The sequence below is a fragment of the Paucihalobacter sp. genome (genome assembly GCF_036825875.1).
GTDB lineage: Bacteria > Bacteroidota > Bacteroidia > Flavobacteriales > Flavobacteriaceae > Paucihalobacter.
The window spans coordinates 143,330-159,005 of record NZ_DAISXK010000001.1 but is presented as its reverse complement, the minus strand read 5'-3'; the positions used below and the strand labels follow the sequence as shown (position 1 = coordinate 159,005).

The following is a 15,676-nucleotide window of genomic DNA, read 5'->3' as shown; positions in this document are numbered from 1 at the left end:
AGTCGCGAGGTTTTAAATTTTAAAAATCTTATGTGTTTAAGCCAAATTAATCTTCAAAAGTTTTCAAGGTTTTGATTATAATGGCAACACAATCTCTCAATTGTTCTTCGGTCATTACCAAAGGCGGCGCAAAACGGATAATATTGCCATGCGTTGGTTTGGCCAATAAACCATTGTCGCGAAGTTTTAGGCAGATATTCCAAGCTGTATCGCTTTGTTCGTGTTCATTGATTACAATGGCGTTTAGCAAACCTTTACCACGTACAAGTTTAACGATGGTACTTTGTTTGATGTATGTATTTAATTCATCTCTAAAAATAATACCAAGTCGCTCGGCGTTTTCAGCCAAATGTTCATCGTTCACCACTTCCAAAGCAGCCATCGCAACCGCAGCAGCAATGGGGTTTCCTCCAAAAGTACTTCCGTGACTCCCGGGCTTTATCACATTCATAATGTCATTATTTGCCAACACCGCCGACACAGGATACAAACCACCACTTAAAGCTTTTCCCAAAATAAGGATATCTGGTTTTATGTCAGGCGTTCCAGAACAATCTTTTTGCTCGCAAGTACAATTACCGCAGGTTGCTAAAAGTCGGCCAGTTCTGGCGATACCAGTTTGTACTTCATCAGCCAAAAATAAAACGTTATATTGAGTACATAATGCTTTGGCTTTCATTAAATAACCTTCATCTGGCACCATCACTCCTGCTTCACCTTGTATGGGTTCCACTAAAAATCCAGCAATATCGCTGTGTTTGGATAAGACAGTTTCTAAAGCATCGATATCGTTATAAGGAATGTTTAAAAAACCTTCGGTGTAAGGACCAAAGTTTCTTTTAGCATTGGCATCATTCGAAAATGAAATTATTGTTGTAGTACGACCGTGAAAGTTGTTGTTACAAACTATTATTTTGGCTTGATTTTCATCAATACCTTTTACTTCATAGGCCCATCTACGACAAATCTTAATAGCAGTTTCCACCGCTTCTGCACCAGTATTCATGGGCAGTAATTTGTCGAAATTAAAATATTGTGTCGTAAATTCTTCATATTTACCAAGCACATCATTGTAGAACGCCCTAGACGTAAGTGTTAATCGTTGCGCTTGTTCAATTAATGCATTTACAATTTTTGGATGTCCATGACCTTGGTTTAAAGACGAATAAGCCGATAAGAAATCGTAATATTTCTTGCCTTCTACGTCCCAAACATAAACGCCTTCACCTTTGGTTAAAACTACAGGAAGCGGATGATAGTTGTGAGCACCGTATTGGTCTTCGAGGTTCATCGCCTCTTGCGATGAAATGGATTCTAATTGAATCATAATAAAATAATTTTGTCATTAAATAGCAATTCCTTCTTTTGGAGAGAAATCATCCGTTTATAACGAATTGCAAATTACTAAATCTTCAACGAAATTTAGCATAATTGGCTTCAATTTATACTATTTTTGCGCCATGTCAAGAAAACAAAAAAACCTAGTTTTTACACATGTAGAAGTCATTGATGCTGGCGCAAAAGGTAAGTCTGTTGCGAAATCTCCAGATGGTAGAGTCATTTTTTTATCAAATGCTATTCCCGGTGATGTGGTTGATATTCAAACCTTAAAAAAGCGCAGTTCGTATTACGAAGGTAAGGCCATCAACTTCCATACCTATTCAGCAAAGCGTACCAAGCCAGAATGCCAACATTTTGGTGTTTGTGGTGGATGTAAATGGCAGCATATGGATTATACATTTCAACTTGAATACAAACAGAAAGAAGTAGAAAACAATTTAATACGCATTGGCCATTTAGACTGGGATGAAACCTTACCCATTTTAAGCTGCGAATCACCTTATTTTTACAGAAATAAAATGGAGTTTTCATTTTCAGATAGTCGATGGTTAACTGTAGATGAATTTCAATCGGATGGTGATTTAGTAGACAGAAACGCCCTAGGTTTTCACATTCCTGGCATGTGGGATAAAATTCTAGATATTAAAAAATGTTGGCTACAAGCCGATCCTTCAAACGCTATAAGAAACGCCGTTAAGCAATTTGCCGTTGAAAATAACCTAGAGTTTTTTAATACCAGGCAACAAACCGGATTTCTGCGAACTTTAATGATTAGAACGTCTTCTACTGGTGACGTTATGGTGTTAATTCAGTTTTTTAAGGAAGATCAAAACAATCGAGAAAAATTACTCGATTTTGTGCATGCACAATTTCCTGAAATAACTTCGCTTTTGTACGTTATCAATTCCAAAGCTAACGACACACTTTACGACCAAGAGATCATTTGCTATAAAGGTCAAGACCATATTTTTGAAGAAATGGAAGGTTTGCAATTTAAAATTAATGCCAAATCTTTCTATCAAACCAATTCGCAACAGGCTTACGAGTTGTATAAAGTCACGAGAGATTTTGCCAATTTAAGCGGTGACGAACTGGTTTACGATTTGTATACTGGTGCTGGCACTATCGCTCAATTCGTAGCTAAAAAAGCTAAAAAAGTAATTGGTGTGGAAGCCGTACCAGATGCCATTGAGGCTGCCAAAGCCAATGCACAATTAAATGGCATTAGCAACGTTGAGTTTTATGTTGGCGACATGAAATCGGTATTTAACGAATCGTTTATAAACCATCATGGCAAGCCTGAGGTTATTATTACCGATCCGCCGAGAGATGGTATGCACAAAGATGTGGTACAACAAATTTTAAATATTATGCCAGATAGAATCGTTTATGTGAGTTGTAATAGCGCCACGCAAGCAAGAGATATTGCGCTCATGAATGATTTTTACAAAATTGAAAAGGTTCAGCCTGTTGATATGTTTCCGCAAACACATCACGTAGAAAATGTTGTACTTTTAACCAGAAGACAAACGACTTAACATGTTCAGTAAAAAATCTATTGTCCTACTTATTCTAGTGTTTGCCCTTTGGAATTGCGAGCGCGATGATATTTGCGCCGAGTCAACACCCACAACGCCCCGTTTAATTATTGAATTTAACGATATAAATAATTTAGAAAACAGCAAGGCAGTACGACAACTTACCGTTATTGGCATTGATGAAAATGGCAACGATATTAACACGCTTATTTCGCGAACCAATACCAATGAGGTCTCATTACCATTACGAATAATTGCTGAAGGTGTGACCAACACATCACGCTATAAATTTATACGGGATGCCGATTTTGACACGGATGATAATCCTGAAACCGCATCAAATACCGATATTATAACGATTACGTATTTACCCGAATTTGTATTTGTTTCCAGAGCATGCGGATTTAAAAGCATTTTTAATTCTATTGGAATTAACTCTGAAAATGATGATAGTATTTGGATTCTAGCCGAACAACTTAACACCGATAACGTAGAAAACGAAAACAATGCGCATATTACTCTATTTCATTAGTAGTTGTTTTTTTTGGATGAGCGCTGTGGCATTTGCACAAGACAGCTCGTCTAACGATAGTATCCCTAAATTCAGAGAAAAGTATGGTTTGCGCCTTGGTGGCGATGCACATAAATTGGCGCGCTCCTTTTACGATTCCGACTATACTGGTTTTGAAATTAATGGCGATTACAGACTTACCAAAAAATTGTATATAGCTGGCGAAATAGGTGTTGAAGAAAAAATTACAACAACTGATTTTTTAAACACTACGACTTCAGGAAGTTATTTGCGCGCCGGCGTAGATTACAATTTTTACCAGAATTGGTTAGATATGGAAAATATGCTTTATGGTGGTTTTAGAATTGGTGCTGCCGCCTTTTCACAAGATCTTAATAGTTTCACCATTTATGACGTCAATAACCAATTTTGGAATGAACAATTCAGTAGTCCAGAAACCATATCATTTAACGACCTTACGGCGATCTGGACGGAAATCGTTCTCGGTGTTAAAGTTCAAGTGGTGACCAATTTATATATTGGCTTTAACGTCCAACTCAAAGTATTGGTAACTGAAACTACACCAGATAATTTTGATAATTTATTTATCCCTAGTTTTAATAGAACTTTCGATAACAGTCGTATTGGTGCAGGATTTGGTTATACCATCTCATATTTGATTCCTATTTATAAAAAAGATAAGTAACCTTCTTTTTTCGCTTTTTTGATATTTGAATATTTGCTAATTTTAAGCAAACCAGTTTTTATGACAAAAGAGGACATTGTTCAACTGTTAGAGGACAGTCACCAAGCACTTATTACTTTTTTAGAAAATCAACCTAACGATTTGTGGACAAAGGGTCCGAAAGGCAAATGGACCACGGGTCAGCAAGCTCTGCATTTACTTCAAAGTATAAAAAAGTTGAATGATGCTTTATGTCTTCCTAAATTTATTTTAAAGTATAAATTCGGCACCTCGAATCGGGAATTGCGTGACTTCGATACCATTATTAAACGCTATCAGGAACGTTTAGAGGCCGCACAAGGGGTTACTTTTAAGGCTTCACGTAATATGAAAATTCCGCCGCTTAGCGATAAACCTTATATTCTTACGCGTCTGCAGATGGAACATAAAAAACTGCAGTATAAAACCATGAAGATTTCAGATTCAAACTTAAATAATTTAGTTGTACCACATCCGCTTATGGGAAAAATGCCACTACGTGAAATTATTATGTGGACGGCGCATCACGTTAACCATCACAGTAAAATTCTTAAAGAGCGCTATAATAAGGCTGTATTAAGTTGATGAAAACAATAGTTTTATACACTCTTGATCTTTTGGTTGAACAATTGTTTTAAAACCCAACCTAAAAAATTAAAGACAAGGATCGCGGATCGCGTCACAAAAAATAACTATTGCTTTTTCGCTTTTCGGCTGCCTTCGTACATTTCGTATTTAACAAGACGTGCTTCTAATTTGGCGTTCATTACTTTTATTTTTCGTGACGGTCTTAAGCCTACATGCTTTAAGGCTTCCAGATTTGAAGTTATAAACCACGCATTGGTGTTGGGATAACCGTGTTTTAAGGTTGTGCCCAAATCGGCGTAAAATTGTTCTAAGTCAATATCCAATCGCTCCCCGTAAGGCGGATTAAAAACCATGTGTAACTTGTTATCACCACCTTTTTGAGTTTTAAAGAAATCTTCGTGTTTTACAGTAATAAACTCTTCTAGATGTGCATTTTGGACATTCTCAATAGCTTTTTGAACCGCCGATGGTGATTTGTCATAACCAGTTATTTTATGGTGAAAATCTCTGGTTTTATTAAGCAAAGAAGTTTCAATGGTTTCGAACAATTCCACATCCCAATTTTGCCAGCGTTCAAAGGCAAATTCATTTCGCATTAAGTTAGGTGGAATATTACAGGCAATCATAGCGGCTTCAATCAAAATAGTACCACTACCACACATCGGATCCATAAAATCTGATTGGCCATCCCAACCGCTTAACATAACCAAACCTGCCGCCAAAACTTCATTAATGGGTGCAATATTGGTTGCGATTTTATAACCGCGTTTGTGCAATGATTCACCTGAAGTATCTAAGGAAATGGTACACATTTGTCCATCAATATGCACGTTGAGTTTCAAATCTGGAAACCTCAAATCAATATTAGGTCTGGTGCCTGTCGTGTTTCTAAACTTATCAACAATAGCATCTTTAGTCTTTAAGGCGATATATTGAGAATGCGTAAACTGTGCTGAATGCACAGTCGCGTCAATAGCCAAAGTACCCGTTGGTTTTAAATACGGTTCCCAATTCATGGCGTATACCTTATCGTATAAATCCTGTTCGTCTTTAATTTTAAAACTGTCGATAGGCATTAAAATTTTAATAGCAGTTCGCAAAGCCATATTAGCCTTGTACATAAAACCTTTATCGCCTTCAAACTGCACATTTCTAACACCTTCACTTACATTTACAGCACCTAACTGCGTAAGTTCCTTTGCTAATAATTCTTCAAAACCAAAGAGCGTTTTGGCTACCATTTTAAAATTATTGTCCATACCTTTCAACTAATTGATTGCAAAAATACAGTATTTTTGCAGCCACATTAACTTATTAATGACAAAACAACAATCCAATTGGTACGCTTCGTGGTTTAATACGCCATACTATCATATGCTTTACCACGATAGAAATCACGCTGAAGCTAGTGCATTCATGGATAATCTCACCAATTATCTCAACCTTCCTGAACAGGGCAGTATTCTTGATTTGGCCTGCGGAAAAGGACGGCATTCTATTTACCTAAATTCTCTTGGTTATAAGGTTACAGGATTAGATTTATCGGAAGAAAGTATTGCTCATGCGAAACAATTTGAAACCGAAAGTTTGAAGTTTGAGGTACACGACATGAGCGTGCCTTATAAAGAACAGTTTGATGCAGTTTTTAATTTATTCACCAGTTTTGGATATTTTGAAAATGAAGATGATAATGCCAAAACTTTGAGCGCCATTCAGCAAAATTTTAACGAAACTGGTTTTGGGGTTATCGATTTTATGAATGTCAACCAGGTTATCAACAACTTGGTGCCAAATGACATAAAAAGTATAAATAACGTCAACTTTGAAATCAGTCGCTCTACCGAAGATGGTTATATTATAAAAGACATAAAATTCTCTGATAAAGGTGAAGACTTTTCATTTACCGAACGGGTAAAAGCCTTTACGTTGAAAGATTTTGAAGTACTTTTCGAGGAGTTAAACATTTCACTTTTTGATGTTTTTGGCGATTACAAACTCAACCGTTTTTATCCTAACCAATCCGAAAGATTAATCATGATTTTTAAATAATGAGTTACCTACTTCCCATATTGGCAGTTGTGTTTGGCGCAAGTATCGTGTTGCTTACAAAAAAGAAAAGTACGATATCTCAATGGAGCACCAAACTACTACTTTCGTTTAGTGGTGCCTTTTTATTATCGCTCACCTTGTTTAATTTATTGCCTGAAGTCTACCACCACCTCGAAGGAAAAACAACAGGTGTTTTTATTATGCTCGGTATTTTTATACAAATATTTTTAGAGAGTTTATCAAAAGGTGCGGAACACGGCCATTTACATATTCACACTAAACACAGCAATTTCCCTTGGTTGTTATTTATAAGTTTAAGTATACACAGTTTTTTGGAAGGTTTTCCTTTACACCAGCACAATACCATGGTTTATGGGGTTTTAATTCATAAAATTCCAATTGCCATTCTTATAACTGCGTTTCTCATCAAATCTGGCTTTTCTTTTTTTAAAACAACCTCCTTTTTGGTGATTTTTGCCATCATGACACCTTTAGGAACCTTTGTGTCTTACTTTTTTGAAGGTTTGGCACCATATCTCAGCTATATTAACGCTATTGTTATTGGAATTTTTCTTCATATCTCTACCATTATATTATTTGAAAGTAGCGAAGGCCACAAGTTTAATTTCTCGAAGTTGCTATCCATATTCCTAGGGGTTTTGATAGCCTATTTCTTGTAAATATGTTTAGCAAAGAAGAATCAAAACGCATAAAGCAGGAATTTTGGATTAGTTACGGGAAATCTTTTCCTCGGAAGTGGCTGCTATACAACACCAAAATTAAAGATCTATCCTTTAAATTTCATTTCGATACGAAAAGTGCCATGGTAGCCTTAGATGTAGAAGGCGATTTGGAACAACGTATTAAATACTGGGAAAAACTAGAATCACTTAAAACCATTCTTATTGCCGATTATGTGCCAAATGCTATTTTTGACGACACTTATATCTTAGAAAACGGCAAAGAAATTTCACGTATATACGTGACTTTAGACATAAAGGTTTCAATTCACAACAAAAATACCTGGCAAGAAGTCATGCTGTTTTTTAACGAAACCATGCCCAAGTTCGAACATTTTTTTGAAGACTTTGAAGACGTGCTTCAGGACGCATAAATTGACTTTTAGTTTTAAACAACAAAAAGGTAAATCATAAAGAAGTGCCCCAGCGCACCGCCTAAAACAAACAAATGCCAAATCACATGGTTGTAAGGAATTTTTTGAATGGCATAAAATACAATCCCAATGGTGTAGGAAAGTCCGCCAATAAACAGCCACAAAATCCCATTTGGTCCAATAGCTTCAGATAGGTTACTAAAATCGAAAATAATGAGCCAACCCATCAGCAAATAAAGCAACGTTGAAAACACCTCGAACCGTCCAGTAAAAAACAATTTAAGAATTACCCCAAACGCTGCAATTCCCCATACCACCCAAAATAACAACCAGCCACGTGTATCAGCTAGTGTGATCAGCAATACTGGTGTATAAGTACCTGCAATTAAAAAATAAATACTGATGTGGTCAACAATTCTAAAGTAGTGTTTTTGACGTTCCTTTCTCACAGAGTGATATAAGGTAGAAGCACTAAAAAGAACGATAATTGAAATACCATAAACTACCACACTAAAGGTGCTAAATGGCACTTCAGAATTGTTTTTTAACAATAAAAGTATAAGACCTGCAATACCTAACAATGCACCAAGACCATGGGTGTAAGCGTTAAGCAGTTCTTCTTTATGTGTTTGTACGCGCATTAATTTTTAGGGTTGACCACCGTTGGTTTTTGATGAATCCATTTTTCGGTAAGGCTAAAATAATCGATATAGAAAGCCGATTTCTGTCGTTCCAATTGTTCACTTTGAAAGGCACGTTCTAAAATATCTTCAATAAAAAAGTCTTCCTTAACGTCTACAGGTTGAAATTCTTTCTTAAGCGAAATATCGAATAAAGAAGCCGTATTGTTGTACCAAAATGCGCGCCAACCAGTGCGTAATTCTTTTACCAATTCAAAAGCGGTTTTACCGGTTTGTCTGTGGATGAGTTTTACTAAAATCTGACCTTCGCTTTTGGTGAGTTTCTTGAGTTCGGCGGAAAATTCTTCTTCAATATATTTCTGAATCATTTTAGAATACCGGCGTCTTTCTCGTTTGTTTTCAAGGCTTTCCAAACGTTCGTTTAAAGCCTCCAAACGTTCCGAGGCGAGTTTGGCGTAAGGATACACTTTTAATGTTTTACGCTTTAAAATGAGGTAATTAATGCGTTCGTCCTTATCTATAAACTTAAGACTTTCAAGAATACGCACTTCATCCAAATATATGGCATCCATAGCTAAAGAGTCTCCGCCAACATAAAAATATTGCACTAAGGTGCTGTCCTTTTTTTTGGGTTCTGTTTGCGACCAGACCACACAAGGAATTACTATGATTATAAAAACTAATAATCTCAATAGATAGTGGTTAAAATAACTAAAACATCCCGAATAATTCGGGATATAAAATTACGGATTTACAAAATGTATAACCTTAAAATTGTTCTAATATTATAGTTGTTTTCGGTTATCTTCGGAATTAGTGTCGATGAGCTTGTTAAATGGGTCCACACCAACTTCTTTGGGTTCCTTATCAACAATTATTGTCACCTTATTATTGATGGTATTTATTTTGTGTTTTTTCAAATATAAAACTTCTTCTGGTTCGTCGCTGCTCTCTTCCTTTTCACCAAAAATACCAATATCAACATAATCGGCCAATGGCGCCGAATAAATCGGCTTGCGCATAGTTTCAGTCTTGTAATTTAAAGTATCGGTTTCGGTTTCATTGTAGTAGGTTTTACCCAAATCGTTGTTACGGTATTTACTCACATTAAACTCAATTTCAACCTCATACTTACCATTGTCTAATTTTTTAAAACTGGCGTCCACCACATTGTTACTGTACAGGGTTATAGTTTCATACATGTCTTTTATTAAATACTGTAGCGAATCTGGTGTAACTTGCCTTAATTCTTCAACCAATTCTATCGAAGTCGTGTAAGGTGGTTCTTGAAAAGCCACCTTTGACACATAGGATTTTAAAGCATTATTGAGCGTCTTTTCACCTAAATAATCACTCATGGCATAGAATACCAAAGATCCCTTTTGGTAATGTATATAACCTTGTCCGTCGTTGTACATGAGCGGTTTTTCACGCTTCCGTTCAAATGTTCGGGAAAGTAGATAATTATCCAAAGCATCTTTTAAAAACTTACGCATTTTAGTTTTGCCGTATTTATGTTCTAATACTTTTAATGATGTGTATTCTGATAAGCTTTCAGACAACATTGTGGCACCTAAAACATCAGCACCAATTACTTGATGCGCCCACCATTGGTGCGCAATTTCGTGTGCCGTAATAGCATACGGATAATCAACACCACCTTCTTCCGAATCGTCTACATCGGCAATAAAACCAATAGCTTCAGAAAATGGAATGGTATTAGGAAATGCCTGTGCAAAACTACCCGAGGTTCGTGGAAACTCAATAATTCTAGCCTGTTTGTGTTGGTACGGACTATAATTTTCGGAAGCATAGGCCAAGGCATCTTTTAAGCCTAGCATCATTCGGTCTAAATTGAACGTGTGATCTTTGTGGTAATAAATCTCAAGATTAACATCATTCCACTTATCTTTTTTAACCTCAAATTCTGCTGAAATAAAGGCATAGAAATTTAAGATCTTGCTATCCATTTTATAATGAAAGAACTTTCGGTCGCCTTCTTCCCATTCCTTCTGCAAATAGCCTGGTGCAATGGCAATTTGTTCTTTAGATGTACTTACGGTGGCTTCAAAATCTATCCAATCGGCGTCTTTAGAAATATAAGTATCTCCAAGTGCGGTGCTATCTGAAGGATGTGGTTTTAACGGATTGGGTGGCAATTCGTATTTTTCGCGGGTTTTATCGTCACGCAATTCACCACCACTGTTATACCCGAAAGAAGGAAATATTTGAAAATTATTAATAAAAGTTCCATTATACAATACAGGAGAGCGTTTTCGCAACCAATTATTAGATTTATTTTTAACAGTTACCTCTAAGGAAATGGTATCACCTGGCATTAAAGGTTGCTGTAATTTATAGAGGTTTACCCTATGAACCGTATCGTTCACCACCAATTCATTGTTCAAGCTGAAATCATAAGTATTGATATAGCTGTTGGTATTTAAGAACAAGGTGTCGATGCTTTGATTGGTTTTATTGACCATTAAATAATTGGCATCGGCTTCAAAATTTAAATCTTCAGGGAAAATATGAACGTTGGCATTCACTGCAATTATCCGCGGCTGTGCCTTGTTCAGGTATTTTTTGTATGTTTTCTCTCTTTCTACGGCTTGTAGTTCACTTTCTTTAGCCGAAGTTCGCGTGTTTTTTACGTTGTTTTGATAATACAAACCATAACCAATCCCTAGAAATGCAATTAATAACACTATAAACGAGACCAACGAAAGGCCTTTCATTCTTTGTTTGGCCATGATTAAGCGTTCTTTAAATGAATTTGGTAAGCCTCTAACCCAAAACAAAGCTGTAACTAGTAAAAGCAATAATCCAGCTATAAGCCAATACAGCTTATAAACCATATAAGGCCAAAAAGAGGTGCCATAACCATTCATATCAGAATAGGAATAACCAGGACCTTGGTTGTATTTATAAATATCTTGTTCAATTCCGGCTGCACTTAAAAATGGGATACCAATCCAAAGCACCAACAGAATAAATAATCCCAAATAAGCATTCCCTATTAGTACTTGAATAAACATTGCCATCAAAGCCCAAATTGCAAAAGAGATAAAGTCTAATACAAATAATTGATATAAATATTGACCTATTTCAAACTGATAAAAACCACTATAGATTTGAAATAAAATTCCAGAAATCATGACCACAAAGAGCATTATCAATTGCATTTTAAGTAAGGCCATCAGCTTAGACAACCAAACTACCCAATTAGGTGTTGGTGTGATGTCGAGTAAATGATTCATATTGGCAATTTTGGCGCGTTGTACCAATAATCCAGCGTATAAAAATGTGCAAACATTGATCGCCAAAGTAAACACGCCACCACCTTGAAGCATTTTCCAAGTAAGTGGTAATGTTTTGGTGCCGAAAATATTACCAACTTCCGATAAACCAATTAAGATTAATATCAAACCAACCAACACAATACTAACGAAAGGCCAGTTCTTAATGATATAAGTCAAATCTAGTTTAGAAAGTTTCCAACTTGTTTTTAAATGATTTAAAAATGAAAAATCGTAGGAAACTGTTGGTAATTTAATTCTGGTAATACCACCAAAGTTAGATTTGATTGAACGCTCGCCTTGTTGTTTTCTAAATGAAAAACTTAGCGCATTTTGACTAAAACTAAACACTTTAAAAACCGTTCCAAAAATGAGTGCTGCAAAACCAAGCCACAGTAAACGATTGTAAACTATCACTTCTTTTAATGGTAATTGTAATTCATTCTGCTCAGCGACGGTCCAATAGCGTGTATAGTAATTTTGAGCGGATGCGCCAAACGGATCTAACAAGGCCGCTAAATAACGATTATCAGGCGTACCTAACAAACTTTCAAGCAGTCCTTGAATTAACAAAATAAGTACAACGGTAATAAATCCTGCAGCAATATTTCTGGTAAACGTTACTACAGCAAACACGATGGCACCAAATAATAAGATGTTTGGCAATATGTATACCGTATAACTGTGCAAATAGGCTTGCAAGCTAAATGGCCCAACAATTTCGGAATTGGTACCCGGCATTCTAAATCCAATAAACATACCAATCCCAATGGCAATTACTATAAGCGTCACCACCAAAATGGCACTAAAAAACTTCGCAAATAAATAGTTGGCTTTAGTAAATGGATAGGAATACAAAATGGTATGCATTTCACTTTTGTAATCTCTGTAAATAGCAACCCCAACAATAGATGGAAATAAAAAGAAAATTAATACAGTTAATGAATTGAACAATCCATTTATGGCAATAGGTGAATTTACAATATATGAAGAGCCTGTTGTAACGGTTATACTATCGAAAATTCCAGCAGAAGCCGACGATAAAAACAAAGCTAAAATAAAAAATATGGCACAATAGATATAGGTTGCTGGCTTTTTAATCCAATAACTTAATTCGTGCTTAAATATGGTTGAAAACATAATTTATTATTTTTGTAATTAATTAAACAGCAGCAGTTTCCATATCGCCCTTTAAAGCAATAAAATAAACATCATCCAACTGTGCATTGGCCAGTTTAAAATCGGCTGCCGGTTGTTTATTACTAAACACACGAATATTTAAAGTGTTATCTTGGTTGTAATTAGACGACAAAATGTTGTACATGGCTTCATGTTGTTCCAATTCGTCGCGCTCAATAATTTTAGTCCAAATTTTGCCTTCAAGTTCTTGAGTGGCCTGAGCGGGCGTGCTGTGTTGTAAAATTTTACCACCGTTAAGTATGGCCATTTCATTGCAAAGTTCCTTGACATCGTCAACGATATGCGTTGAAAAAATCACGGTACAATTAGTTCCCACCTCACGTAACACGTTTAAAAATCGGTGACGCTCAGCTGGATCCAATCCTGCGGTTGGTTCATCTACAATAATAAGTTTTGGATTGTTAAGCAATAACTGAGCAATTCCAAAACGCTGTTTCATACCACCAGAATAGCCAGCCACATGTTTTTTACGAACATCATATAAATTGGTAATCTCTAAAACTTCTTTTACAATGGCTTCGCGTTCTTTTTTAGAAGAAATACCTTTTAAAGTTGCAAAGTAATCTAGTAAGGCTTCAGCTGAAAGTTTTGGATATACACCAAAAGACTGCGGTAAATAACCCAAAAGCTTACGCAGCGCCATTTTATCATTCAAAACATCAATATCTCCAAAGGTGATACTTCCTGAGTCTGGGCTTTGCAGCGTAGCGATTGTTCGCATCAAAGAGGATTTTCCAGCACCATTCGGTCCTAATAAACCGAACATACCGGCGCCTATTTCAAGATTTAAATCGTCTAAGGCCTTAACCCCATTCTTGTAAGTTTTTGTAAGATTCTTGATGACTAGTTTCATGAGTTGAATTTTAATGTTTGGTGTATTGGACACAAATAAGTTGATTTTGTTACAAGCTTTGTTAAAATTGTTATGTGGTTCGAAAAAATCAAATTAATTTTACAAATCTGATTAATTCACTAAAATACTTATAAATGGCTAAAGAAAGCATATTGAATAAAAAATCACTGGAGTTTTTAAAGAATTACCTCAATAATCCTTCACCAACTGGCTACGAATGGAACGGTCAAAAACTTTGGATGGCCTACCTGAAACCTTATGTAGACACCTTTATTACCGATACCTATGGCAGTGCTGTTGGTGTGATCAATCCCGAAGCCGACTATAAAGTAGTGATTGAAGGCCATGCCGATGAAATTTCATGGTACGTTAATTATATTACCGATGACGGTTTGATTTATGTGATTCGCAATGGCGGTAGCGACCATCAAATTGCACCCAGTAAAATTGTGGATGTTCATACCAAAAAAGGCATCGTAAAAGGTGTTTTTGGATGGCCAGCTATTCATACCAGAGATAAATCGAAAGAAGAAGCACCCAAACCTGAAAATATTACCATTGATGTAGGCGCCAAAGACAAGGCCGAGGTTGAAAAAATGGGAATCCACGTAGGCTGTGTGATCACCTATCCAGATGAATTCCATATACTGAACAAGGATAAGTTTGTATGTCGCGCCTTAGACAATAGAATGGGTGGATTTATGATTGCCGAGGTAGCTAGATTACTTCACGAAAACAAGAAGAAATTACCTTTTGGTTTGTATATCACCAATTCGGTGCAAGAAGAGATAGGATTGCGCGGTGCGGAAATGATTACCCAAACCATCAAGCCTAATGCTGCTATTGTTACCGATGTAACCCACGATACCACTACCCCGATGATCAATCAAAAGGTTCAAGGCTATGCACAAATTGGCAAAGGTCCAGTGATTGCTTATGCGCCGGCAGTGCAACAAAAACTGAGAGATTTAATCACCGATACGGCTGAAAAACACAAAATTCCGTTTCAACGATCGGCATTATCTCGAGCTACAGGAACTGACACCGATGCTTTTGCTTATAGCAATGGCGGCGTAGCGTCGGCATTAATTTCATTGCCGCTGCGTTACATGCATACCACCGTAGAAATGGTACAACGTGACGATGTTGAAAATGTTATCAAACTCATTTACGAATCACTATTAACTATTAAAAGCGGACAGACTTTTAGTTATTTTGACTAATAAGCAAGCTGAATATATCGATATTGTTACCGCCGATGGTGCGCCAACAGGTAAAGTCGCCCTAAAAGACGAGGCGCACCAACACGGGTGGTATCACAATACCATTCACTTGTGGCTGTACACCAGCACGGGTGAGATTTTACTCCAACAACGTTCGCATAAAAAAAGTATTTATCCACTGCTTTGGGATGTGTCGGCCGCTGGCCATATTGATGCCGGTGAATCTATAGAAGCAGCCGCCATTCGAGAAACCAACGAAGAACTCGGATTACAATTACAAGCTGAACAACTCACTAAAATTGGGATTCATAAACATTGTAAGAATTATAACGATGGCGCCATAAAAGATTACGAGTTTCACCATGTGTTTATTGCGGAATTAACCCAAGATATTTTAACACTCATTCCACAACCCGAAGAAGTGGAGGCTATTAAATTGGTAACTATAAAATCATTTTTAGAGTTGTTGACCAAAAGTGAAACCAATTCTCATTTTGTCGCTTCAAACAAAGATTATTATATATTCGTACTTGACGCAATACAGCAAAAGCTTGGTATTAAAGCATAATTCGAGCATCTAAGTTTCATCTTTTAA

At 36.4% G+C, this 15,676-nt stretch carries 15 protein-coding genes and 1 pseudogene; 10 read left to right on the top strand and 6 right to left on the bottom strand.

All coding sequences use genetic code 11. From position 1 onward, the window contains the following. Positions 1 to 46: 46 nt before the first annotated feature. Positions 47 to 1,327 carry an ornithine--oxo-acid transaminase gene (gene rocD, locus V7Z48_RS00720; RefSeq protein WP_334111462.1) on the bottom strand — a complete coding sequence of 427 codons (1,281 nt, stop codon included), beginning with the start codon at positions 1,325 to 1,327 and terminating at the stop codon, positions 47 to 49. 133 nt (positions 1,328 to 1,460) lie between these two features. On the opposite strand from rocD, the gene rlmD reads away from it, so the two are divergent. Genes rlmD through V7Z48_RS00700 form a run of 4 tightly spaced genes read left to right on the top strand, consistent with a single transcriptional unit; the run spans position 1,461 to position 4,699 of the window. After that, positions 1,461 to 2,879, top strand: a complete 1,419-nt coding sequence (gene rlmD, locus V7Z48_RS00715; protein WP_334111461.1) for a 23S rRNA (uracil(1939)-C(5))-methyltransferase RlmD — start codon at positions 1,461 to 1,463, stop codon at positions 2,877 to 2,879. A 1-nt stretch (position 2,880) separates the two neighbouring features. Beyond that, a complete protein-coding gene (locus V7Z48_RS00710) occupies positions 2,881 to 3,411 on the top strand; it encodes a DUF6452 family protein (protein WP_334111460.1) in 531 nt (176 codons plus the stop codon). Beyond that, on the top strand, positions 3,386 to 4,096 hold the full coding sequence (locus V7Z48_RS00705) for a DUF6048 family protein (protein WP_334111459.1): 711 nt from the start codon (positions 3,386 to 3,388) through the stop codon (positions 4,094 to 4,096). The genes V7Z48_RS00710 and V7Z48_RS00705 overlap by 26 nt, the downstream gene beginning before the upstream one ends. Before the next feature lie 60 nt (positions 4,097 to 4,156). Next, complete coding sequence (locus V7Z48_RS00700) at positions 4,157 to 4,699, top strand: DinB family protein (protein WP_334111458.1); 543 nt, start codon at positions 4,157 to 4,159, stop codon at positions 4,697 to 4,699. A gap of 107 nt (positions 4,700 to 4,806) precedes the next feature. On the opposite strand, the gene V7Z48_RS00695 is transcribed toward V7Z48_RS00700, so the two are convergent. Beyond that, positions 4,807 to 5,961, bottom strand: coding sequence for a THUMP domain-containing class I SAM-dependent RNA methyltransferase (locus V7Z48_RS00695; protein WP_334111457.1), 1,155 nt, complete (start codon positions 5,959 to 5,961; stop codon positions 4,807 to 4,809). A 58-nt stretch (positions 5,962 to 6,019) separates the two neighbouring features. Here V7Z48_RS00695 and V7Z48_RS00690 point away from each other — a divergent pair, with 58 nt between their 5' ends. Genes V7Z48_RS00690 through V7Z48_RS00680 form a run of 3 tightly spaced genes read left to right on the top strand, consistent with a single transcriptional unit; the run spans position 6,020 to position 7,865 of the window. Then, positions 6,020 to 6,751 carry a class I SAM-dependent methyltransferase gene (locus V7Z48_RS00690; protein WP_334111456.1) on the top strand — a complete coding sequence of 244 codons (732 nt, stop codon included), beginning with the start codon at positions 6,020 to 6,022 and terminating at the stop codon, positions 6,749 to 6,751. Further along, a complete protein-coding gene (locus V7Z48_RS00685; protein ID WP_428849999.1) occupies positions 6,748 to 7,431 on the top strand; it encodes a ZIP family metal transporter in 684 nt (227 codons plus the stop codon). The genes V7Z48_RS00690 and V7Z48_RS00685 overlap by 4 nt, the downstream gene beginning before the upstream one ends. 2 nt (positions 7,432 to 7,433) lie before the next feature. Next, on the top strand, positions 7,434 to 7,865 hold the full coding sequence (locus V7Z48_RS00680; protein WP_334111454.1) for a DUF4268 domain-containing protein: 432 nt from the start codon (positions 7,434 to 7,436) through the stop codon (positions 7,863 to 7,865). A 14-nt stretch (positions 7,866 to 7,879) separates the two neighbouring features. Here V7Z48_RS00680 and trhA read toward each other — a convergent pair whose 3' ends face one another. Next, on the bottom strand, positions 7,880 to 8,506 hold the full coding sequence (trhA, locus tag V7Z48_RS00675; protein ID WP_334111453.1) for a PAQR family membrane homeostasis protein TrhA: 627 nt from the start codon (positions 8,504 to 8,506) through the stop codon (positions 7,880 to 7,882). Beyond that, a complete protein-coding gene (locus V7Z48_RS00670) occupies positions 8,506 to 9,198 on the bottom strand; it encodes a DUF4294 domain-containing protein (protein ID WP_334111452.1) in 693 nt (230 codons plus the stop codon). The genes trhA and V7Z48_RS00670 overlap by 1 nt, the downstream gene beginning before the upstream one ends. 130 nt (positions 9,199 to 9,328) lie before the next feature. Between V7Z48_RS00670 and V7Z48_RS13555 the strand changes: the two genes are divergently transcribed. Then, positions 9,329 to 9,493 (top strand): DUF3149 domain-containing protein, encoded by a 165-nt coding sequence (locus V7Z48_RS13555; RefSeq protein ID WP_428850000.1) that lies wholly within the window; start codon positions 9,329 to 9,331, stop codon positions 9,491 to 9,493. Positions 9,494 to 9,750: 257 nt separating this feature from the next. On the opposite strand, the pseudogene V7Z48_RS13550 reads toward V7Z48_RS13555, so the two are convergent. Both V7Z48_RS13550 and V7Z48_RS00660 read right to left on the bottom strand, forming a co-directional pair. Beyond that, a pseudogene (locus tag V7Z48_RS13550) lies at positions 9,751 to 10,347 on the bottom strand (M1 family aminopeptidase); the annotation flags it as partial. 2,620 nt (positions 10,348 to 12,967) lie between these two features. Next, on the bottom strand, positions 12,968 to 13,858 hold the full coding sequence (locus tag V7Z48_RS00660; protein ID WP_334111450.1) for an ABC transporter ATP-binding protein: 891 nt from the start codon (positions 13,856 to 13,858) through the stop codon (positions 12,968 to 12,970). A gap of 134 nt (positions 13,859 to 13,992) precedes the next feature. Here V7Z48_RS00660 and V7Z48_RS00655 point away from each other — a divergent pair, with 134 nt between their 5' ends. Together V7Z48_RS00655 and V7Z48_RS00650 are read left to right on the top strand one after the other, a co-directional pair. Next, on the top strand, positions 13,993 to 15,081 hold the full coding sequence (locus tag V7Z48_RS00655) for a M42 family metallopeptidase (protein WP_334111449.1): 1,089 nt from the start codon (positions 13,993 to 13,995) through the stop codon (positions 15,079 to 15,081). After that, positions 15,074 to 15,649 (top strand): NUDIX hydrolase, encoded by a 576-nt coding sequence (locus V7Z48_RS00650; protein ID WP_334111448.1) that lies wholly within the window; start codon positions 15,074 to 15,076, stop codon positions 15,647 to 15,649. Before V7Z48_RS00655 ends, V7Z48_RS00650 begins: the two co-directional genes overlap by 8 nt. Positions 15,650 to 15,676: the final 27 nt, after the last annotated feature.

Bases quoted from the DNA above. Each gene is read 5' to 3' on its own strand.
- V7Z48_RS00680 (WP_334111454.1), top strand. From the start codon at position 7,434: ATGTTTAGCAAAGAAGAATCAAAACGCATAAAGCAGGAATTTTGGATT.
- V7Z48_RS00655 (WP_334111449.1), top strand. From the start codon at position 13,993: ATGGCTAAAGAAAGCATATTGAATAAAAAATCACTGGAGTTTTTAAAG.
- rocD (WP_334111462.1), bottom strand. From the start codon at position 1,327: ATGATTCAATTAGAATCCATTTCATCGCAAGAGGCGATGAACCTCGAA.
- V7Z48_RS00710 (WP_334111460.1), top strand. From the start codon at position 2,881: ATGTTCAGTAAAAAATCTATTGTCCTACTTATTCTAGTGTTTGCCCTT.
- rlmD (WP_334111461.1), top strand. From the start codon at position 1,461: ATGTCAAGAAAACAAAAAAACCTAGTTTTTACACATGTAGAAGTCATT.
- V7Z48_RS00690 (WP_334111456.1), top strand. From the start codon at position 6,020: ATGACAAAACAACAATCCAATTGGTACGCTTCGTGGTTTAATACGCCA.
- V7Z48_RS13555 (WP_428850000.1), top strand. From the start codon at position 9,329: ATGAGCTTGTTAAATGGGTCCACACCAACTTCTTTGGGTTCCTTATCA.
- trhA (WP_334111453.1), bottom strand. From the start codon at position 8,506: ATGCGCGTACAAACACATAAAGAAGAACTGCTTAACGCTTACACCCAT.
- V7Z48_RS00705 (WP_334111459.1), top strand. From the start codon at position 3,386: ATGCGCATATTACTCTATTTCATTAGTAGTTGTTTTTTTTGGATGAGC.
- V7Z48_RS00700 (WP_334111458.1), top strand. From the start codon at position 4,157: ATGACAAAAGAGGACATTGTTCAACTGTTAGAGGACAGTCACCAAGCA.
- V7Z48_RS00695 (WP_334111457.1), bottom strand. From the start codon at position 5,961: ATGGACAATAATTTTAAAATGGTAGCCAAAACGCTCTTTGGTTTTGAA.
- V7Z48_RS00660 (WP_334111450.1), bottom strand. From the start codon at position 13,858: ATGAAACTAGTCATCAAGAATCTTACAAAAACTTACAAGAATGGGGTT.